The organism is Aeromonas sp. 604282 (genome assembly GCF_049170575.1).
Lineage (GTDB): Bacteria > Pseudomonadota > Gammaproteobacteria > Enterobacterales > Aeromonadaceae > Aeromonas > Aeromonas veronii_A.
In genome coordinates, this window is the sequence record NZ_JAAKMV010000001.1 from 171,551 (window position 1) to 192,660 (window position 21,110).

The 21,110-nt window shown below is 58.6% G+C and carries 20 protein-coding genes; 12 read left to right on the forward strand and 8 right to left on the reverse strand.

Translation table 11 applies throughout. The features are described 5' to 3' along the window. Positions 1 to 8 precede the first annotated feature (8 nt). The 7 genes from pabC (at position 9) to G5367_RS00810 (ending at position 5,944) form a co-directional block, all read left to right on the forward strand. On the forward strand, positions 9 to 815 hold the full coding sequence (pabC, locus tag G5367_RS00780; RefSeq protein WP_421243565.1) for an aminodeoxychorismate lyase: 807 nt from the start codon (positions 9 to 11) through the stop codon (positions 813 to 815). After that, positions 805 to 1,806, forward strand: coding sequence for an endolytic transglycosylase MltG (gene mltG / locus G5367_RS00785; protein ID WP_005333156.1), 1,002 nt, complete (start codon positions 805 to 807; stop codon positions 1,804 to 1,806). The genes pabC and mltG overlap by 11 nt, the downstream gene beginning before the upstream one ends. Beyond that, entirely contained in the window at positions 1,806 to 2,447 is a 642-nt protein-coding gene (gene tmk / locus G5367_RS00790; RefSeq protein ID WP_407956251.1) for a dTMP kinase, read from the forward strand. The genes mltG and tmk overlap by 1 nt, the downstream gene beginning before the upstream one ends. Next, complete coding sequence (gene holB, locus G5367_RS00795) at positions 2,432 to 3,379, forward strand: DNA polymerase III subunit delta' (RefSeq protein WP_421243566.1); 948 nt, start codon at positions 2,432 to 2,434, stop codon at positions 3,377 to 3,379. The genes tmk and holB overlap by 16 nt, the downstream gene beginning before the upstream one ends. 25 nt (positions 3,380 to 3,404) lie before the next feature. Next, positions 3,405 to 4,184: a TatD family hydrolase gene (locus G5367_RS00800; RefSeq protein WP_421243567.1), complete on the forward strand. Its 780-nt coding sequence runs from the start codon at positions 3,405 to 3,407 to the stop codon at positions 4,182 to 4,184. 373 nt (positions 4,185 to 4,557) lie between these two features. Then, entirely contained in the window at positions 4,558 to 5,499 is a 942-nt protein-coding gene (locus tag G5367_RS00805; protein ID WP_265344088.1) for a site-specific integrase, read from the forward strand. A 172-nt stretch (positions 5,500 to 5,671) separates the two neighbouring features. Continuing rightward, entirely contained in the window at positions 5,672 to 5,944 is a 273-nt protein-coding gene (locus G5367_RS00810) for a RepB family protein (RefSeq protein ID WP_407842925.1), read from the forward strand. A gap of 226 nt (positions 5,945 to 6,170) precedes the next feature. Here G5367_RS00810 and rsmF read toward each other — a convergent pair whose 3' ends face one another. The 4 genes from rsmF to G5367_RS00830 all read right to left on the reverse strand — a co-directional run bounded on the left by rsmF (position 6,171) and on the right by G5367_RS00830 (position 11,568). Next, positions 6,171 to 7,601 carry a 16S rRNA (cytosine(1407)-C(5))-methyltransferase RsmF gene (rsmF, locus tag G5367_RS00815; protein WP_421243568.1) on the reverse strand — a complete coding sequence of 477 codons (1,431 nt, stop codon included), beginning with the start codon at positions 7,599 to 7,601 and terminating at the stop codon, positions 6,171 to 6,173. A 146-nt stretch (positions 7,602 to 7,747) separates the two neighbouring features. After that, on the reverse strand, positions 7,748 to 10,300 hold the full coding sequence (locus G5367_RS00820) for an MlaD family protein (protein ID WP_421293786.1): 2,553 nt from the start codon (positions 10,298 to 10,300) through the stop codon (positions 7,748 to 7,750). A gap of 55 nt (positions 10,301 to 10,355) precedes the next feature. Then, a complete protein-coding gene (locus tag G5367_RS00825; protein WP_216978796.1) occupies positions 10,356 to 10,958 on the reverse strand; it encodes a paraquat-inducible protein A in 603 nt (200 codons plus the stop codon). Continuing rightward, positions 10,942 to 11,568 (reverse strand): paraquat-inducible protein A, encoded by a 627-nt coding sequence (locus tag G5367_RS00830; protein WP_005345516.1) that lies wholly within the window; start codon positions 11,566 to 11,568, stop codon positions 10,942 to 10,944. The genes G5367_RS00825 and G5367_RS00830 overlap by 17 nt, the downstream gene beginning before the upstream one ends. Before the next feature lie 147 nt (positions 11,569 to 11,715). Between G5367_RS00830 and prpB the strand changes: the two genes are divergently transcribed. From prpB to G5367_RS00845, 3 genes are read left to right on the forward strand one after another with little or no spacing between them, the layout of a single operon-like run. Beyond that, entirely contained in the window at positions 11,716 to 12,603 is an 888-nt protein-coding gene (gene prpB, locus G5367_RS00835; protein ID WP_201951410.1) for a methylisocitrate lyase, read from the forward strand. A 10-nt stretch (positions 12,604 to 12,613) separates the two neighbouring features. Continuing rightward, complete coding sequence (gene prpC, locus G5367_RS00840; protein WP_421243570.1) at positions 12,614 to 13,741, forward strand: bifunctional 2-methylcitrate synthase/citrate synthase; 1,128 nt, start codon at positions 12,614 to 12,616, stop codon at positions 13,739 to 13,741. A 10-nt stretch (positions 13,742 to 13,751) separates the two neighbouring features. Next, on the forward strand, positions 13,752 to 15,197 hold the full coding sequence (locus G5367_RS00845; RefSeq protein ID WP_139743056.1) for a bifunctional 2-methylcitrate dehydratase/aconitate hydratase: 1,446 nt from the start codon (positions 13,752 to 13,754) through the stop codon (positions 15,195 to 15,197). Between the two features lie 86 nt (positions 15,198 to 15,283). Here the strand turns inward: G5367_RS00845 and G5367_RS00850 are convergent, their stop codons facing one another. Beyond that, positions 15,284 to 16,012 (reverse strand): FFLEELY motif protein, encoded by a 729-nt coding sequence (locus tag G5367_RS00850; protein ID WP_421243571.1) that lies wholly within the window; start codon positions 16,010 to 16,012, stop codon positions 15,284 to 15,286. A 260-nt stretch (positions 16,013 to 16,272) separates the two neighbouring features. On the opposite strand from G5367_RS00850, the gene G5367_RS00855 reads away from it, so the two are divergent. Both G5367_RS00855 and G5367_RS00860 read left to right on the forward strand, forming a co-directional pair. Continuing rightward, positions 16,273 to 16,605 carry a polyhydroxyalkanoic acid system family protein gene (locus G5367_RS00855; RefSeq protein ID WP_216978792.1) on the forward strand — a complete coding sequence of 111 codons (333 nt, stop codon included), beginning with the start codon at positions 16,273 to 16,275 and terminating at the stop codon, positions 16,603 to 16,605. A 255-nt stretch (positions 16,606 to 16,860) separates the two neighbouring features. Then, the gene (locus G5367_RS00860) at positions 16,861 to 18,291 is read left to right on the forward strand and encodes a wax ester/triacylglycerol synthase family O-acyltransferase (RefSeq protein ID WP_216978791.1); all 1,431 of its coding nucleotides are present in this window, start codon (positions 16,861 to 16,863) and stop codon (positions 18,289 to 18,291) included. A gap of 115 nt (positions 18,292 to 18,406) precedes the next feature. Here the strand turns inward: G5367_RS00860 and G5367_RS00865 are convergent, their stop codons facing one another. From G5367_RS00865 to G5367_RS00875, 3 genes are read right to left on the reverse strand one after another with little or no spacing between them, the layout of a single operon-like run. Continuing rightward, the gene (locus G5367_RS00865; RefSeq protein ID WP_421243572.1) at positions 18,407 to 19,195 is read right to left on the reverse strand and encodes a hypothetical protein; all 789 of its coding nucleotides are present in this window, start codon (positions 19,193 to 19,195) and stop codon (positions 18,407 to 18,409) included. Positions 19,196 to 19,220: 25 nt separating this feature from the next. Next, positions 19,221 to 19,862, reverse strand: a complete 642-nt coding sequence (locus tag G5367_RS00870; protein ID WP_201956796.1) for a TetR/AcrR family transcriptional regulator — start codon at positions 19,860 to 19,862, stop codon at positions 19,221 to 19,223. A 1-nt stretch (position 19,863) separates the two neighbouring features. Next, complete coding sequence (locus tag G5367_RS00875; RefSeq protein ID WP_421243573.1) at positions 19,864 to 21,051, reverse strand: patatin-like phospholipase family protein; 1,188 nt, start codon at positions 21,049 to 21,051, stop codon at positions 19,864 to 19,866. Positions 21,052 to 21,110: the final 59 nt, after the last annotated feature.

Genomic DNA, 21,110 nt, shown 5'->3' on the forward strand with positions numbered 1-21,110 from the left:
GGATCCCTTTGCTTATCAATGGCATGAAGCTTGATACCATCTCGGCCCATGATCGGGGGCTGGCCTATGGTGACGGTCATTTCACCACCATGGCGGTCAGGGAGGGTCGCGTGTTGCAGTGGCCTGTCCATCTGGCACGGTTGCAGCTGGCCAACAACCGGCTGGGATTGGTTGAACCGGACTGGGATCTCTTGACCCGGGAGGTTGAAGAGATGGTGGCTGACCAGCCACAATGCGTGGCCAAGGTGATCCTGACCCGCGGCGAAGGGGGGCGGGGCTATGATGGCAGCGGATGTCAGCACACAACCCGGATTGTCATTCTGGCGCCATTTCCCACTCACTATGGCCAGTGGCAACAGGAGGGGATCGAGATGGTGGTGTGCCGCCAGCGGATCGGCGATGCCCCCATGCTGGCCGGGCTTAAAACCTTGAATCGTCTGGAGCAGGTATTGCTGAAAAGCGAACTTGTCAGCCGAAATGCAGTCGAAGGGATAGTACTTAACAGTCGCGGTTTTCTGATTGAAGGGGTCAGTGCCAATCTGTTTTGGCGTCGGGGCAAGACGGTGTTTACGCCCGATCTCGCCCGCGGTGGTGTCGATGGCATCATGCGCCGCCAGGTGATGGCGATGTTGAAACAGATGAGTATTGAGTTGCGTGTGGTAGAGGCTCCGCTGGAGTCACTATGGCAGGCGGAAGAGGTGTGGCTCACCAATACCCTGATGGGGGTCGTGCCGGTCAATGGCATCGAGGATATTCACTATCCCCCAGCGGTATTGAGTCGCCGTTTACAGGAGCGTTTGGTCATTGAAGTTTAATCGGCTTTACACCCTGCTCGCGGGGGCGGCACTGACGGTAGCCGCTGCCGGGGGCTATGTACATTACAAATGGCAACAGGTAGAGACGCTCACCAACAAGGGGCCGACCCGGCTCTTTACGGTGGAGAAGGGCGCCCATGCGGCGCGTCTCATCGCCGAACTGGGGGAGGGTGAAACCAGCCCCTGGGCGGTGCGGCTCTGGCTGCGCAGCCATCCCGAACTGGTGGCCATCAAATCGGGTACCTACGAAATCAAGGAAGGGGCCCCTCTCAAGGAGACCCTCTCTCTGTTCGCATCGGGCAAGGAGTTTCACTTCAGCCTCACCTTCGTCGAAGGTTCCCGTTTCGAGGATTGGCAGAAGCAACTCTCCAGCGCCCCATACCTTGAGCGGTTGACCGTCGAGCAATCCGAAGCTGACCTGGCGCAGGAACTAGGCATCGAGAATGGCAAGCTGGAGGGGTGGTTCCTGCCGGAAACCTACGCCTATACCACCCATGCCAGCGATCTCTCGATCTTGCGCCGCGCCCATCAGGATATGGAAACTTTCCTGCAGCAAAGCTGGGAGAAACGTCAGGCCAACCTGCCTTACAAGACCCCCTACGAGGCGTTGATCATGGCCTCCATTATCGAGAAAGAGACCGGCCAGCCGGACGAGCGGGCGCAGATCGCCTCCGTATTCGTCAACCGTCTGCGTCTGGGCATGAAGTTGCAGACTGATCCCACCGTCATTTACGGGGTGAAGGATCGCTACGACGGCAACATTCGCCGCAGCGATCTGACCGACAAGAATCCCTACAACACTTATGTGATCGACGGTCTGCCGCCCACGCCCATCGCCATGCCGGGCAAGGCCTCCATCGAAGCTGCGCTTAACCCCAAATCGACAGATTATCTCTATTTTGTCGCCAAGGGGGGCGGTGCCCACTATTTCTCCAAGACCCTCGATGAACACAATCGGGCGGTTCGCGAATACATATTGAAGAAACCCTAATGTCTAAATTTATTGTGATCGAAGGATTGGAAGGGGCAGGGAAGAGCTCGGCCGTTCGTTATGTGACCGACTATCTGCAGCGCCACGGCATCAACCGGATCGAGTGCACCCGCGAGCCGGGTGGTACGCCACTGGCCGAGCGGATGCGGGCCATCGTCAAAGAGGTGCACGACGAGCGCCTCACCATCGAGGCGGAACTGCTGCTGATGTATGCCTCCCGGGTACAACTGGTGGAGACCCGCATAAAACCCGCACTGGCCGACGGTGTTTGGGTGGTGGGCGATCGCCACGATCTCTCCTCCCAAGCCTATCAGGGTGGCGGCCGTGGTATCGATGCCCAGCTTATCGGAGCCATCAAGCAGGCGGTGCTCGGCAACTTCAAGCCGGATCTCACCCTCTATCTCGATATCGAACCCGCCCTTGGCTTGCAGCGCGCCCGCCATCGCGGCGAGCTGGATCGCATCGAACTGGAGCAACTGAGCTTCTTCGAGCGTACCCGAACTCGTTATCTCGAACTGGCCGCCAAGGATGATTCCATTGTGGTGATCGATGCGGCGCAAACGCCGGAACAGGTCAAAGCTGCCATCGAACGTGCATTGGATCACTATCTGTCGAACGAGCCCCTATGTATCCCTGGCTGATCCCTGACTGGCATGCCCTGAGCCAGACGGCCCAGTCAGGTCGTCTCGGCCACGCCTGGTTGTTGCTGGGCGATCCCGGTCTTGGCAAGGAGCAACTGGCCGAGCGGCTGGCACGTTTGCACCTTTGCCAGCAACCGGATCGCGGAGAGCCGTGCGGTCAGTGCCACTCCTGCCAGCTGTTTGACAAGGGCAACCACCCGGATCTCGGCACCATAACTCGCGACAGCAAGACCATCGGGGTTGAGGCTATTCGCGAGATCTGCTCCCGGCTGCAGGGATCTGCCCAGCTTGGCCGTGGCAAGGTGGTGATTATTCCTGATGCGGAGCGGATGACCGAATCGGCGGCTAATGCCCTGTTGAAAACCCTGGAAGAGCCGGCCGGCGACAGCTTGCTGTTGCTGATTGCCTCCCAGGTTTCCCGGCTGCTTCCTACCATTCTTAGTCGCTGTCACAAACATGTCTGTCAGTTGCCTGCAGAAGGGGAGACAGTACGCTGGTTGGCCGAGCAGGGTCATCAGGCCACGTTGGCTCAGGTGCGGATCTGTCAAGGGGCCCCGCTGCGGGTACTCGACTATATCGAGCAGCAACAGGACGGTACTCGCCGTGAATTGCTGGAACAGTTTGTCGCCCTGAGTCAAAGTCCGGTCAAGGCGACGGCACTGTGCAGCCAGCTTGGTCAGGAGACGCAGGTCAGGTTGCACTGGTTGCAGCTCTTCTTGTGTGATGCCCTGAAAACCCAGGCCGGATGTGGTCACCATCAGCTGGCCATGCCTGATCTGGCCATCTTGAGTCAACGGTTGGCGGAGCAGCACTCTAGCGAAAAACTGCTGGAGGCAGAACAAGATCTGGTTGCCCTGAAAGCCGCATGTCAGCCGGGTCAGCTCTCCAATTCCACCATCCATCTGATGAACTGGCTCAGTCGCTGGTTATAAGTACCGACAAGCAGAAAGGTTTTATATGTTACTCGTTGATTCCCACTGTCATCTCGATCGCCTCAGCTATGGCAGCAAGCAGACCAGCATGGCTGATGTACTTGCCAAGGCCGCGAAACTGGACGTGGGATATTTTCTCTGTGTCAGTGTGACTCAGGCACAGTTCCCGACCATGCTCGAGGCGATCGCCCCCTATCCCCAGGTGTTTGCCTCCTGCGGGGTACATCCGCTCAATCAGGAACCCAGTGTGGATGCAGCCTTGTTGCTGACACAGGCTGCTGACGAAAGAGTGATCGCCATCGGCGAAACCGGACTCGACTACTTTTACTCGCCCGAGAACAAGGAAGTTCAGCAAGCCTCTTTCCGCGAACATATCCGGGTTGCCCGCGCGTTGAACAAGCCGCTGATCATCCATACCCGCGATGCCCAGCAAGATACCTTGCAGATCATGCGTGAAGAGGGCGCTGATCAGGTTGGCGGTGTGCTGCACTGTTTCACCGAGTCTCTCGAGATGGCGCAAGCCGCGATGGCGATGGGGTTCTATATCTCCATCTCGGGGATCGCCACCTTCAAAAATGCGTCTGCCCTGCAAGAGGTGGCCAAGGCTCTGCCCCTCGACAGATTGCTGGTCGAGACCGACTCGCCCTATCTTGCACCTGTTCCGCATCGGGGGAGGGAGAACGAACCTGCCTTTGTGCGAGACGTTGCGCAGTTTATTGCCGATCTGCGTCAGATCCCGCTTAATGAATTGGCAGAAGCCACCAGCCGGAATTTCTTTGAACTATTCAAACTGGCGAAAAAATAACACAGAAGCCCCGTTGCTCGGGGCTTTTTATATTTCAAATGCCAAGCTGATTACCCACCTGAATATCAACACTGTACCGTGTTATCTCTCACTTCACCCGACCAATGTAACCTGTTCATCCATATAAACCCGAGTTGAATGATATTCCGATGTTTCGTTTATCTAATGTGGCCAAAGGATATAAAAACATCAGGCTTTAAGTATCGATAATATTCATTATCGATACTTGATGTATGGGAAGGATCCTGTAAGATCCTCTCAAACATCATATGAATCATAGGGTTCCGTGGCATATCCATCCTTGTCCAATCCGACTCATCAGTCACTGCAGACTGTTTTCGATGCACAGCTAAATAGTCGGGCACGCCGCTTTTTGCGCAGTGCAAAAGCGGATTCCACCCTCAATGCCTATCAGGCAGATACCCGTATTTTTGTCTTCTGGTGCCAATTGCACGGACTGGATCCGCTACAAACAACCCATCACGACATCATGAACTTTCTTGCTGATCAGGCTGACGGCGTATTGGCAGACTGGGTATGGCTGGATAAAGAAGAGGGAAAAGGGGAGCTACGCAACGGTGAACCTCGTAAACCGGCAACCCTGGTGAGACGGCTTGCCGGGATCCGTTATGCCTTCAAGCAGAAAGGCATTCATCCCATGCCCACCGAACATCCCGAAATCAAGGAGATGATGCGCGGTATTGTCAGATTGGGGGATAATCGCAAACGCAAAACCGGCGCCCTGACGCTGCAGCCATTGACCCAGGTGCTCGATGGCATCGACACCGGTGATCTGGCTGGCTTGCGTGATCACACCCTGTTGCTGTTGATGTTCAGTGGCGCTTTGCGCCGCTCGGAAGCGGCCCGAATTGAGGTGAGCGATCTCGATTTTGTGGGGCAGGGGATCCGCCTTCGTCTCAAACCGAGCAAGCATCAGCTTCATGAAACCGAGATAGCCCTGATCCCGGGCAAGCACTATTGCCCCGTATCGGCACTGCAAAAGTGGCTACACAAAAGCCGGATCAGCGAGGGGCCGCTATTTCGGCGCATGAACCGCTGGGGTCAACTGATGGCCGAACCACTCGGCCCACAAGGCATCAATCTGATGATCAAGCGGCGAACCGGTCAAGCCATTGACGATCTTTACGTCAGTGGCCACAGCCTGCGGCGCGGATTTATCACCTCAGCGGTGACTGCCGGCAAACCGATGAACAAGATCATCGAGGTGACGCGCCACAAGGATATGCGAACCCTGCAGGAGTACTTCGATGACGCCCACAAATTCTCCGATCATGCCCTTGATGGCTTGCTTTGACACAACTGCGTCACTTCGTTTTTTATGTTAAATGATATCTTGTTGATCTGATGATATATTTGCCGTGCAGCCAACAGCCCAAAGGGGAAGGGCATCTTCCAATGGATAATGGCATGTGATGAGAGATAACAAACTCAGAAACGTAATATCGCAAGGACATATGAGCCAAGAAATGACAGGGCGTGAAGAGCAAGAAGCGGCCCCCCAAAACAATGCCGAGCGGCAGCGCCAACATGTAAAACGCAAGCAGGAGACCCATACCCGATTGCAATGCTGGATCAGCAATCGCCACGCCGAGCGATTGGCCGCTCTGGGTATCCATCTCGAAGACAGTCAGGCATCACTCATCGAGCAGGCGATCGATCTGCTCTACCAACATGAGCTGGGTAGAGAACCTCCGTTTGAAAACAGAGTCGCCACACAGCTCGAAGAGACCGTCGAATAGAGCCAAGAGTGAAGTAACAGCGATACGTGAAGAGATAAAAAAAGCCAGGTACGAATTCCTTGTACCTGGCATAGGGGAATTGGCTCCTTGCAGAGCCGTGCGCTAACTGGTGTTCGGATTGCCTTAAGCTTAGACAAGGCTCAAGGCTTTTCAAGAACCGAAGAAAAGTTCAACCAGAGTGTGGGTATTTCAGACTCGTTCAAGTGCTGATGCACCGAACGATCCACTACGCATTGAACAGATTGTTGTCACGCACCAGCTCGCGGGGGAGGGCATTCTTGACCCGACTCCCCACCCATTTCCCCATGCCCAAGGTATACCCCTGATAGCGGACGATCACCTCGCCAGTGCCCGCATCCTGCTCTGGCCAGACATCTCGCCCCATCATGAATTCCCGCGCATTGGTGCAATCCAGCTCGACCACGCCCTTGCTCGCTTTATCTCCATAGGCCAATGCCCACTCATGAGTGAGGCGATAACCTTTCTTGAAGGTCTCGGCCAACTTGATGCCGATGCGATCGAAGCGCAGCTTGCCCTGCACCTGATCAAACTGCTGGGGGAAAAGCCAGATCTCGTCATTGCGGCCAAACAGCTGACCCTGCGGTGCCACTCCGAAGTTTGCTTCAATCTCGCGCAGCATGGGCTCTGACTCTTTTGCTGCCAGTGGCAGGAAGGGGAATTTACCCAGCTTGCCCGGCTTGAACATGGTGTTGGGCACCGAGTGATGCTTGCGCAATCTGGCGACGAAAAAGCCTTCACTGTCGAAGATCTGGGGCCAAACGTGCAGGTATCCTTCGGATGTACAGGCCTGCTCTGCATGGGGGAACAGGTCAGCCAGCGAATCAAAACTCAAGGCATCGCCAAACTTGTCCAGCAAGGATTGGCAGACCGCCTGATTCTCCTGCTCACTCAAGGTACAGGTGGAGTAGACCAGCACACCGCCCGGTTTCAAGGCATGGAAGGCACTCTCCAGCAACCCTTGCTGCACCGCCGCAATCTCGTCGATGCTCTCGATGCTCCAGTTGCGCAGTGCATCTTCATCCTTGCGCACCGTACCTTCACCTGAGCAGGGGGCATCGAGCAGGATGGCATCGAAGGTCTCCGGCAACCACTGGCCAAATACCTTGGCATCAAAATGGGTCATCCCCACATTGGTCACGCCGCAGCGCTGGATATTGGCGCTAAGCACTTTCAACCTGCTGCTGGAAAACTCGTTGGCAACCAACATCCCCTGATTGTTCATCAAGGCGGCTATCTGGGTGGTCTTGGAGCCGGGGGCCGCCGCCGCATCCAGCAACATGCCATCCGCTTTGATCTTGTCGCTGGCAAAGAGTGCCGTCACCGGCAGCATGGAGCTCGCTTCCTGAATATAGAAGAGCCCGCTCAAGTGCTCGGCGGTGTTGCCAAGTGGGACAGTTTCATCGCTGCGGGTGAGCCAGAAGCCGGTATCACACCAGGGGACAGGGTCAAGCTGCCAACCCAGTGGCTCCATCAGGGCGACGAAATCCGAGACGGCGATCTTCAAGGTGTTGACCCGAATGCTGCGGCGCAGCGGACGTCGACAACTGGCCACAAACTCATCCATCGAGAGATGGGCCGGCATGATGGCCGCAATGTGGCGTAAAAAGTAATCGGGAAGGAAGGTGTTGTCGTGCACTGTGCCGTCTCGTTGACCGAAAAAGAGGGGCGATATCCTACCACAAGGCTAAGAATATTCTGAATCTGAACCCTATCAACAGGTACCGGAATATAAAAAAGCCCGGCACTGTGCCGGGCTTGGATGAGGTACGTAAAGGGAAGAGATCAGGGCTGGATACGCGGACTCCACTCCAGCCACTCTTTCTCGGCCTTGCCGTAGAGCGGATAGCTGTGGCCAGCCTTGACGGTTGGCCCCATCTCTCTCTCCGGCGTATTGAAAGCAATACCGCCGGCCAACAGACTCTGCACCGTCTCTACTTCGATAGTGCCGCCGGTCAGCCCGATATCCGCCTTGACCCCGGAGACATTCCAGAAACGGGAGTTGGCCCGCACCAGATGGGCATACTCCTGATCCACGTTGACGTCGATCACCACCTCGCTGCCATCCCGAGCCAGCGCCACCTTGGTGACACTGCCCACCACCATCTTGCGAAACAGTAGCGGACTGCCGACGCTCAGGCCATTGACGGATGGGCTCTTGAGGGTCAGGGCCAGACCCACCGGGCCGACTTGACTCAAGGGGAAGCGATCTTTGCCAGCGCCTTTACCCGGTTGTGCCTCCACAAACGCCCCCTTGATCAGGGTATCGAGGTGCGCAACACCGCCCAGCCCCAGCTTGGCCTGCACCAGAGTAAAGCGGGCGCCGGACTGCAGGAAACGCTCGGCATAGTGGCCATCGAGTTCGGCCTTGAAGATCACCTGACCCAGAGACGGCTCCAGCTCGATCTCTTCAATTTTGCCGATATCGACCCCACGATAGCGGATCGGGCTGCCAATCCCGAGCCCCGGATTGCTCTCTGCTACCAGTGACAGCTGGCGCACCTTGGCCTTGGCTTGCTCCCTGGAATCGAACAGTTGATGACTGCTGCGGCCATTAGCCAACCGATCGAACTCGATGGCGCCACGCAGCAGGGTACCGAGGTTGCCCACCTTGACCTGCACACCATCGACCCGCACCTTGGTGTCGATGGCCGGTTTTTTCCAGAATTGGGGTTGCTGGGCGAGCAGAGGCGCATACACCCCATCAATCTCGAGCTCGATCTCGACCCCCTCTTTGGCGGCGCGCAGCTGTTTGACCTTGCCCGCTTCCAGCCCCAGATAGAGCACAGGCGAGCCAATGCCAATGCCATCGGCCTGATCTGCCTTGAGCAACCAGCGCTGCGGCTTGGCATCACGGGTGCCGAGCAGTGCCAGCTCCTGACTGGGGTAGAGACGGTTAATCCGCTCGCCACTGCTGGCTTGTACCAGCTTGATCCCGCCCCCCAACCAGGCACTGGCCGGACTGGTTTCTACTTTGATGCCGCTCAGATCGGCATCGATCTGCAACGGGGCGGCGCGATAGAAGCGGGCACGGTTGAGCAGATGGCCATAGTTCGGCGCCATCACCAGCTCAATGCTGGCATTGCCGCGCGCATCCAGGGTGAGCTGGCTGATACGGCCCACCTGCAATCCCTTGTACCAGACAGGTGCATTCTGATTGAGCCCCGCCAGATCGTCAGCCTGCAGCGTCACCTTGGTACCGCTCTGGGGGGCGCGATCGGTCAGGGTCATCTTCTGTACCGGTTTGCCCGCCACATAGTCGAGGCGAATGGCCGGGCCGGAGAGCAGGCGATCTGCATGCTGCACACCGGTCGCGGAAAGGGAGATGCTCTCCCACACCAGCTGGCTCTTGTCGGTAATGCGATAAGCCTGCTCCGGGTTGATCAACGCTGTGACCACACGGCCTTTGTCGGTAAGGCGAATGGGGTCGATACGACCAATCTCGATCCCCTCATAGAGGATGGGCATCCCCTCCTTGACCGGAAGATCGCCAGCCGCAATGTCGATACGCTCGCCACGCGCCGCTTCCGCCAGCCCTTTATAGAGGACGAAGGTCTGTCCCTTCTCCGGCTCCGGTGAATCTTTGGGCGAGTCAAAGGCAATGCCGCCGCTCAGGATGGAGGTAAGGCTGCCAGCCTCCACGCTCACCCCGGCCAGACTGAAGGAGCCCTTGATGCCGCTGATATTCCAGAAGCGGGTATCAGCTTTGACCAGATGTTCGAAACGCGGCTCGATCACCAGGTCCAGAATGACGTTCTGGTTGTCCTGACCCAGGCGGGTATTGATGACGCTGCCCACCTCGATGCCGCGGAAATAGAGCTTGGCGCCAATCCCCACCGAACCCAGCGAATCGGCAGTCAGGTGCAGCATGCGTCCCTGTGCCTGATAGCCGGGGGGAGGGCCTTCCAGTGCATCGAAGGTCTCCTCCAGCGGATTGCTTTCACGCCCCGGTTGCAGGTTGATGTAATTGCCGGAGACCAGAGTATCGAGGCCGGAGATCTCGGTCAGCGATGCCTTGGGGCTCACCAGCCAGAAGTCGGAGCCTTTGCGGATCAACGGCCGGGCACGGCTGTCAATCTTGGCCATCACCGCAATCTTGCGGCCATCTTCAGCCAGCTCCAGCTCTTGCACCACGCCGATGGCCACCCCCTGATAACGTACCTGGGTTTTGCCCGGCAAAATGCCGTTGCCCTGGGCGAAGTTGATCTGGATAAGCTGGCCACGGCTCAATACCTGCTGATAGAGAAAGCCACCTGCCAGCAGCAGGGCTATCAGGGGTAACAGCCAGACCGGTGATAACCAGCGACGCTTTTCAATGACGGGTTCAGCCCCGATCATAGTGACTCCTTATTGGCTGGATTAAACAGCACATCAGACAAAAACAGAGAAATCATTAACGAGCCGCCTTGTCCCACAGTAAGCGGGTATCGAGCATGCGGGCCGACATCATGGTCAGCACCACCACACCGGCAAAGGCGGTGGCCCCCGGGCCTGCGCGGACACTCAGCAGAACACCCCGATCGACCAGTGCCACCATCAGCGAAATCACGAACAAGTCCAGCATTGACCAGCGACCGATAAAATCGATCACCCGATACATCACCAGCTGGCGCTTGCGCCGTACCGGTTTGGCCCGCTGCAACTGCCAGCAGATCCAGCCCAGCCCCAATATTTTGCCCACCGGCACCAGTATGCTGGCGGTAAGGACGATAGTGGCAATCCCGCCCATTTTGCTGCGATAGAGCATCATGATACCGCTGAAGATGGTATCTGACTGCAGTAAACCCTTGTTGTAGAAATGGGTAATAGGCAACAGATTGGCAGGCAACAACATGAAGGTGGCAAGTGCCAGCAAGCCCCACGACCAGGCAAGGGAGCGGGGGATGCGCACCTGCAACTTGCTGCTGCAACGGGGGCAGGCTGCCCCGGCTTGATAACGCACCAGCAGACCGCAGGTATGGCAGCGGCAGAGCCCCATCTCACGGGCGCTGGTCATGTTCCGGCTCCTTTAACGGGATCCGCGCCCAGTAGGGGGCGGGGTCAAACAGGATCAGCAGGGTCATGTTGAGCAGCATCAAAATACCGAGGCTGAGCAACCCGCCACCGAGGCGCACATCGGCGATGTCGATCAGTTTGAACAGGGCAACCAGCAGGCTGACGATATAGACCTCCAGCATGGCCCAGTGGCGAAACACCTCGACCAGCTTCAAAGTGACGGGAAGAATGTGCCAACGTTTGGCCAGACCCGAAGCCAGCACAAAGATCCCCGCCAATAATCCCACTGGCGCCAACACGGCGCACCAGAGCACCAGGCTGGCCACCCACCATTCGCCCTCGCCAAACAGCACCAGAATACCGCGCAGCAGGTCGGCGTCGGTATTGACCCCAGCCAGGCGCAGATAGATCAGCGGTTCAAAAAAGGCGGAGGGCAGCAGCAGAAATCCGGTGATGGTCAGGGCCATCAACTGGGAGGGACGAAAGGCATAACGGCCATAGAGATGTTGGTGACAACGCGGGCAGTGGGCATGGCGACGCAGCGGCAGTGCTTTGCGCTGGATCAGCAAGTCGCACGCCGGACAGACAATCACGGAACCGGGCTCCATCATACAATTCAACCTGTTGAAGGAATTGGTGAAATTTACCCTAAAACCGGTTTCCTGTCTTGCCTGCGGCCAGAATGTTACGAAAGTATAATTGACGTTGACGTAAACGTGATATTAGATAGCCAGACTAGACAGGTGAAAGGAGTCATGATGTCCAGTTTGTCCCCCTCGGCAGGCCTGCGCTTTCGCACCGCCCTTGCCAATGAACATCCCCTGCAGATCGTCGGCACCATCAATGCCTATATGGCGCTGATGGCCGAGCGCAGCGGTTTTCAAGCCCTCTATCTCTCCGGCGCCGGAGTGGCCAATGCCTCCTATGGCTTGCCGGATCTCGGCATGACCTCCCTCAACGACGTGCTGATCGATGCCGAGCGGATCACAGCGGCGACCCGAGTGCCGCTACTGGTCGATATCGATACCGGCTGGGGCGGGGCATTCAATATCGCCCGCACCATTCGCGCGTTCGAGCGAGCCGGAGTTGCCGCTGTCCATATGGAAGATCAGGTTGCCCAGAAGCGCTGCGGTCATCGCCCCAACAAAGCGGTGGTGTCGCTGGAGGAGATGTGTGATCGGATAAAAGCAGCAGTGGATGCCCGCGAGAATAGCGAGTTCGTCATCATGGCCCGCACCGATGCGTTGGCGGTGGAGGGGATGGAGTCGGCTCTTGAACGCACTGCCGCCTATGTGGCCGCCGGTGCCGACATGATCTTCGCCGAGGCGGTGACCGAGCTTGCCCAGTACGACCAGTTCAAGCAGGCGGCCAAAGTGCCGATCCTCGCCAATATGACCGAGTTCGGCAAAACCGAGCTGTTTGACAAGGAGCTGCTCGCCGCCCACGGTGTCGACATGGTGCTCTATCCATTGAGTGCCAACCGCGCCGCCAATCAGGCCGCCCTCAACGTCTATCACCATATTCGCCAGGATGGCCATCAACGGGCCGTCGTGGAGACCATGCAGACCCGGGAGTCGCTCTACGACTTTCTCGGATATCACCACTACGAGCAGACACTGGATCGTCTGTTTTCAGCCAAGGAATAGGAGGCAGCTTATGGGACAACAGAAACCGTTGGGCGGGGCTGGTCTGCGCGGCCAAAGCGCAGGAGAGACCAGTATCTGTACCGTGGGCAAGAGTGGCACCGGTCTTACCTATCGCGGTTACGACATCAAGGAGCTGGCCGATAGCGCCCAGTTCGAGGAGGTTGCCTATCTGCTGCTCAAGGGTGAATTGCCGAGTAACCAGCAACTGGCCGACTACAAACGCGAGCTGCGCCGCTTGCGCACGTTGCCGGCGGCGCTGCTCGAAGTGCTGGAGCGCATTCCCGCCGATGCTCATCCGATGGATGTGCTGCGTACAGGCTGCTCCATGCTCGGCGATCTGGAGCCGGAAGATGGTTTCGAGCATGAACACGAAGTGGCGGATCGGCTGCTGGCCGCCTTCCCGGGCATTCTGATCTACTGGTACAAGTTCAGTCACGAGGGCGTTCGCATCGCCCTCGACAGCGACGAGGAGTGTATCGGTGGCCACTTTCTGGCGCTGCTGCACCAGAAAGCGCCGAGCGAGCTGGAGCGCCGGGTGATGCATGTCTCCCTTATCCTCTACGCCGAGCATGAGTTCAACGCCTCCACCTTTGCGGCGCGAGTCTGCGCATCGACCCTTTCCGACATGTTCTCCTGCATCACCGCGGCCATCGGCACCCTGCGTGGCCCGCTGCACGGCGGCGCCAACGAGGCAGCCATGGTGATGATCGAACACTGGCAGGATGAAGCGCAGGCAAGACGCGAACTGCTGGCCAAGCTGGCGGCCAAGGAGAAGATCATGGGCTTTGGCCACGCCATCTATCGCACCTCGGATCCGCGCAACGTCATCATCAAGGAGTGGTCGGCCAAACTTGCCGAGGCGGTGGGTGATGATCGCCTCTACCGCGTCTCCTGCGAGGCGGAGAAGGTGATGTGGGAGGAGAAAGAGCTCTTTCCCAACGCCGACTTCTTCCACGCCAGCGCCTATCACTACATGGGGATCCCGACCAAGCTGTTCACCCCCATCTTCGTCTGCTCACGGGTCACCGGCTGGTGCGCCCACGTGATGGAGCAGCGCGAGCACAACCGGATCATCCGTCCGAGCGCCGATTATGTCGGCCCGGCCCCCCGTCACTTTGTCTCTCTACAACAACGATAAGGAAATCACGATGTCCGCCAACGTCGACGTCAACCACAGACCCGAGCCCGATCAGGTACTGGTAGATATTGCCGATTATGTCTGCAACCACCCCATTACCAGCTCTGCGGCTCTCGACACCGCCCGCTACTGCCTGATGGATACGCTCGGCTGTGGCCTGCTGGCCCTGCGCTTCCCCGAGTGCACCAAACACCTTGGCCCCATAGTCCCCGGTACACTGGTACCCCATGGTGCCCGGGTGCCCGGTACCCAGCTTTGCCTCGATCCGGTCAAGGCGGCCTGGGATATCGGCGCCATCATCCGCTGGCTCGATTACAACGACACCTGGCTGGCCGCCGAGTGGGGTCACCCATCCGACAATCTGGGCGGTATTCTCGCCACCGCCGACTGGCTCTCCCGTACTCGCGTGGCCGAGGGCAAGGCGCCGCTCACCATGGCCGATGTGCTGGTGGCCATGGTCAAAGCCCACGAAATTCAGGGTGTGCTGGCGCTGGAGAACTCCTTCAACCGGGTGGGTCTCGATCACGTGGTGTTGGTCAAGGTCGCCAGCACCGCCGTGGTGACTCATATGCTGGGTGGCACCCGCGATCAGGTGATTGATGCGGTCTCCCAGGCCTGGGTCGATGGCCAGAGCCTGCGTACCTACCGTCATGCCCCCAATGCGGGGTCGCGCAAGAGCTGGGCAGCGGGGGATGCAACCTCGCGCGCGGTGCGCCTCGCCCTTATCACCATGAGCGGCGAGATGGGCTATCCAGGCGTACTGAGCGCCCCCAAGTGGGGTTTCTACGATGTGCTGTTCAAGGGCAATCAGTTCGCCCTGCATCAGGGATACGGCAGCTATGTGATGGAGAACGTGCTGTTCAAGATCTCCTATCCCGCCGAGTTCCACGCCCAGACTGCTGTGGAGTGCGCCATGAAGCTGCATGGGCAGGTGAAGGGACGGCTGGAGGAGATCGACCGTATCGAGCTCACCACCCATGAGTCGGCCATTCGTATCATCAGCAAGGTCGGTGCCCTCAACAACCCGGCCGATCGGGATCACTGCCTGCAGTACATGGTGGCGGTGCCTCTCATCTTCGGTCGCCTGATCGCCGAGGATTATGAGGACGATGTTGCCGCCGATCCCCGCATCGACGCGCTGCGTAGCAAGATGGTGGTGCAGGAGGACAAGCGTTACAGCCGCGAGTATCTGGAGGCAGACAAGCGTTCCATCGCAAACGCCATCCAGATCTTCTTCAAGGACGGCACTCACACCGCCAAGGTGGAAGTGGAGTATCCGGTCGGTCATCGTCGCCGGCGGGAGGAGGGGATCCCGCTGCTGGTGGAGAAATTCCAGCACAATCTGGCCACCCGCTTCCCGGCCAAACGGGTCAGCGACATTCTGGCCCTCTGTCAGGATGGGCCGCGCCTTGCCGCCACCCCGGTACATGCCTTTATGGATCTGTTGGTGATCTGACCGATATCTACAGGCAAACAGCGATAAACGAAAAGCGGGCCCATCGGCCCGCTTTGTTATTCCGGCGGCTGATCCCTCGATAAGCCTTACCTCAGCGCACTGCTGTCGCCGTTAAAGAGCGCCGTCATGATGGCCGTCTCGCGACTGGCGATGGTCTCGAGAAACTCGTTGGCACGCCCCATCTGATGACACACCTGATAGCCGCGCTCGACAAAGGAGAAGAGTTCGCCAAGCCCCGCCAGATGGGCGGGCCCTGACACCAGTTTGAGGGTCGCCCCCAGCAGCGGCTTTCTCGCCAGTCTGTCCAGCGTCATGCCAAGCTCACTCACCAACGCAATCTGATGTTCCCGTCGCGCCTGTTCACCCACGGCACGATAGGCGATGGTGTAGTGGTCCGGCGTGATGGGATCAATACCATCAATGCGCCGCAGCGCCACCACCATCAGGTAGTCCAGCTCTTCGGAGAGGGCATCGAGCTCGATCGCCTGCGCCAGCACCTTGAGGCCGGACTCCGGCAACAACCGCTCGGCGGTCGGCATCACCCGCATCACGTCCGCATCGCGGCGGGCACAATCCCCCGGGCCATAGAGATCGGTCAGGAAAAACTCGGCGGCGGGGCCGTAGCGGTCACTCTCCAGCAGATCCCTGTGGGTGCGCCCCAGCCGGTCGGCCTGCCACTGGCGTAGCCGATCCCGATCCTGCTGATCTTCCGGATGAGCACGCATCTGCTCGCGCAAGGCTGCAACCCGCTTGAGCTGGCGGTAGAGCCGACCCAGGGTACTATCGTCGTCGTGGGCATGTTCTTGATGCGTCATCTACAGCTCTCTGGCCTTGGGGCCCATTGATGGGGATTGGGTGATACGAAGATACAAGTGAATGAAAAACAAGCAGCTTTTGCTGAATGTTACGTGACAAGTGTAGCGCGCAAAGGATAGGGAATAAATGCCATGCCCCGCTGATGGCCTTCATGCCTCTCGACTCTGTTAAGTGAGTCCCATTTATGTGAACGGCCCTTTCACTTGTTGTGAACATGTGTTTAATATCAATAAATATCTTCTGACCCAGAGTAACAACCATGTTCTTCAACTCGCTCGCTGGCACCAGCGCACTCTCTATCATTCAGATCAGCCGTCAGCATCCACTGGGATTGGCCGCCGCCCGGCTCGCGGCCGAAGCCATCGCTGCTGACATGAACGAGAGCTATCAACTCGATTGCGAATGGGCAGATGAAGAGGAGACCGAGCTTCGTTTTCGCGGCTCAGGGGTACATGGCACTCTCACCCTGGACGAAGATACCCTGGAACTGGAAGTGCATCTTGGTTTGATGCTGTTGCCGGTACGCAGCGTACTGGAGCAGGAGATCCTCGATTATGTCGACAATCGCTTACCTTGCCCCAAACGTGTTTGAAACTCTTCGTTGCACCGGTTTTAAATAAACCAGCTGTAAACGATGGCTGTTTGAAATAAGTTGGCAAGCCATATGGTTTGTCAGGATTATTATCCGGCAAGGTCTCGATTCTATTTTTCAAGTAATCTTTCATCTTTATTTCATATTTCGAGTCGGCACTCATTAATGTCATTCTGATTGCATCAAGCCTTCATCCGGATATGAGGACTTGAGCAATTTGCCGCCTCGGTAAATTCATTTTGTAGGGAAACAACCATGCCACTGAGTGAATTTATCTCCTGCGTCGATACCGCCTGGTTACGCATGGACAGACCCAACAACCTGATGCAGATCATCGGTGTTCTGATGTTTGAAGGAGAGCTTGATGAAACGCGTCTGCGGGCCGGATTGCGCCACACCATTTCGGTGCAACCCCGCTTCCACCAGCGGGCCGTGCTGGAGGGGGGCTCCTACTACTGGCGTCATGATCCCGATTTCGATCTCGATCAGCACCTCAAGCGAGTGATCCTGCCAGGTGAAGCAGGCAAGCTGGAGCTGGAGAAGCTGGTGGCCGATCTCGCCTCGACGCCGCTCAACCACCAGCGCCCCTTGTGGGATATGCACCTGACCGACACGTCGCTGGGTGGGCAAGCGCTGGTGGTGCGCATTCACCACGCCATGGGCGATGGCTTCTCGCTGGTTCGGGCCATGCTGACCATGATGGATAACACCCCGGAAGGGGCGCCGCGACCACCGTCACCGGAGCCACTGGATGACAGAGATGACGAGGATGAGGAGGATTGCCACCAGGGCAGCCGTCTGGTGCGGGCCGGTCTCAAGCTGACCGGTAGCCTCTGGTCCAAATATGTCGAAGTGGTCACCCATCCCACCAAGGCGGTGGATTACCTCAAGACCGGGCGGGATGTGGCGAGTGAGCTGTGCAATATCGCCACCCTCGGTGATGATTCACCCTGCCGCCTGCGTGGCAAGACCACCAGCACCAAGCGGGTGGCCTGGTCGGAACAAATTGATCTGCCGGATATCAAGGCCGTGGGCAAGGTGCTGGGCTGCTCGGTCAACGATCTGCTGATCGCCGCCACCGCAGGGGCGTTTCGCCACTACCTGCAGGAGAAGGGGGATGATGCCAACAAGGTCAAGATCCGCGCCCTGGTGCCAGTCAATATGCGTGCACCGGACGATGAGGGGGCGCTGGGCAACCGCTTCGGGCTGGTGGCCCTGGACTTGCCACTGGATGTTGAACACCCGTTACAGCGGCTCTATACCGTGCGTGACCGGATGCAGGCGCTACGCACCTCGCTACAACCCGTAGTAGTGCTCAACCTGTTACATGCCCTTGGCATGGCCCCCAATGCGGTGCAACAGCAGGCCGTCGAGCTGCTCACGGCCAAGGCCAGTGCGGTGATCACCAATGTGCCTGGCCCGCAGCAGACCCTCTATCTGGCTGGAGCAAAATTGCGTCAGCCGCTGTTCTGGGTGCCGCAATCGGGGGATATCGGCGTCGGCGTCTCCATCCTCTCTTACGATCACAAGGTGCAGCTGGGCCTTATCACCGACAAGAAGCTGGTACCGGATCCGGATCGGGTGGTCGAGCGGTTTGCGGTGGAGTTCGAGCAACTGCTGTTGCTGGTGCTGATGGAGCCGGAGCTATTGTTTGACCCCAACGGACTGGATGCGCTGCTCGGTTGAGCGAGCATTTGAGCGACCAGTGACGGCGTAGCCAACCGGACTGCACCCATCATAAAAGAGGCCAACCCGCGGGTTGGCCTCTTGTTTTGTTGTCTATCCGTGGCAAGAGTGGCGGTTAATCCTCCAGCTCTTCCCGCGCCGCCTCCACATCGAGGCGCTCCATGGCATCCATGGGTTCGCATTCGGCCGCTTCGGCATAGAGGGCTTCGGCCGCTTTCAGGCGGCTCTTGCCGTGCAGCATCACCTGAGCGTTGGCGTACTCCATGCGGGCGATAGCCGATTCGGGGATCAGCGCCAGCGCCTCCTTGAAGTGACGCTCGGACTCCTCCTTCTTGGCACCATAGGTGAGGCCGCCGATCATGGCACCCAGCTTGTCGACGATCTCGGCGTGCCAGGCGCCAAAGGCGATATGGGCCTCAGCGTGATCTGGCGCCAGCTCCAGCGCCTTCTCCAGGCTTGCCTTGATCTTGTCGCCAATCCCTTGCGAGAGGGCCTTGGAGATGGAGATCACCTGACTGTATCGCCCGAGTGCCAGAGCGTGGAAATACCAGGCGTTGGCGTTCTTGGGCTGGCGCTTTTGCAGCTGCTCGGCATGGCTGGCCGCCCGTTCGAAGGCGGCGCGCTTGGCATACTTGTCCTCCAGCAGGTAGCTGGCGTGGATCACCAGCGCCTTGTTTGCCACATTGAGGCCCGCCTCACCGGCCGCTTCGCCAAGGGCGACAGCTCGGGCAAAATCCCCGGCATGATAGGCCCGCCAGGCATCCTGTACCTGCTCATCCTCGGGCCAAGGTTCGGCATCCCCCTGATGGAGACGATCCCAGTTGTCCGCCAGCTTCTGGCCAGCATAGTCATAGGCCGCATCCGCGTAGGGGAAGGGGACAAATTCGAGTTGTGAAGTGGTCATGCTTGTTCTCCCTGTAGCATGTGAATCAAACCTTGTCGGTGTAGTGATGGGCGAGGGCGCCCAGATGAGCGCGGGCATCGGCCCGCAAATAGGGTGCAACCAGCTGCATCACCTGAAAGACGCCGAGGGCGATATCGGCGTCCGCCTTGGGGTGCAGTGCCCGCTGGTAAGAGATCCAGAATGTGCCCACCAGCGCCACATTGGCCGCCAGCGTGCGCATCTGTTGCGTCGTGCCCTCCATCAGCCCGACCGTTTGCAGATGGTTGCAAATGGCGATGGCGGTCTGCTCCTTGCGGCGCAGCAGGGCGGAAAAGCGCTGTTCCACCTGATGATAACCACTCATCAGGGTCGCGATATCGTAGTAGAGGAAACGGTACTGCCAGACGGCTTCAAACATCAGGTGGAGAAAGAGCCAGATATCTTCGGGCTCATCGGACGGGGTGCTGACCGCCTCCAGCAGGCGATCCATCTGCTGTTCAAATTCGCAGAACAGGGCGTTGACGATCTCCTCCTTGTTGTGGAAGTGGTAGTAGAGATTGCCCTGGCTGATCTCCATCTCGGCCGCAATGGCCGAGGTGGTGACGCTGGGTTCCCCTTGTCGATTGAAGCAGGCGAGGGCAGTGGTCAGGATCCGCTCCCGGGTACGACGTTTGGGTTTGCGATCCATGCTACTCCTTTGGTGATGAACGGCGCACGCCGTGGCGATAGCGTTTGGCAAGCCAGTGCTGCAACTGCTCCAGCGACTTGTCGAGGGCGGCGACCGAGCCAATGCCGGGGGCCAGCAGGGTGCGATCTTCATCGGCCAGCGCGGCCAGATTGAGCTCGAGGCCATGCTTGGCCAGCACCGGCGCCAGCTCGTCACGGCGCTGCCAGAGATCGCGGCGGGTATGCTGGTAAGCGTGCTCGCAGAGGCGGCGGCGATCCCGATAACTGAACACATTGGTGAAGAACATCTCGCCATCGGCAGAAGAGGGCTCAAACAGCAGGGCGTCGGCCTCCGGATATTGGTGTTTGTAGCGATCCATCCCCACATGCATGCGGGAGTGGATGATGGCGCGAAAGGTCTGGGCCAGCACCACCGGCAGACCGCTGTCCACCAGATTGGTGGGCGCGCCGGCGGCCATGTCCGCATCATAGGGCACCAGCGGATTGATGCAGAACACCAGATCCGCCCCCTCTTCCAGCGCTACCGAAGCGTGCAGAGTCTTGATCAGCGCCCCGTCCACATAGTAACGCCCGTTAATCAATGAAGGGGGAAAGAGGCCGGGCAGGGCGGCCGACGCCTGTACCGCCGCCGAGATGGGCACGTCATCGAGCCCCGGGCTGCCGAAGGCGACCGGATGGCCGGTATCGAGTTCGGTAGCGACCACAAACAGTCGGCTGCGCAGCTGGCGGAAATCGTTGCTGCGGCCGGGGCGAGAAAAAAACTGGGTCAGGGTGCGATCCACCCCGCGATTGTCGAACAGTCCGGTCGGAATGGCCTTGGAGAGTCCCTGCAGCGATTCAAACAGGCTTCGCTTCCAGGGCGCCGCCAGATAGTAGGTCAGGCTCTGCCACGCCAGTGGCGGGATCGAGGTCAGGCGGTCGGCATATTCACGAAAAGCGGGTCGCAGCAAGGTGGCCGGGTCAAACATCTCCCCCGAATCATCGCTGAGCAGGATCCGCACCAGCTTTGCCGGCGAGATGCCGTTGGCCAGCGCTGACGCCACCACGGCCCCCGAACTGACGCCAACATAAATATCGGCATGGTCAAGGCGCAAGCCGTTGATGCTGTCAGAGAGGGCTGCGCAGGCACCGATCTCGTAGATGCCGCCGAGCGGCCCGCCGCCAGCAAGGGCAATTGCGATGGTACTCATAGCGTCGCCTCTCTATCCATGACATTCACCATGACAAGACCGGCCCAGCGCAGGGCATA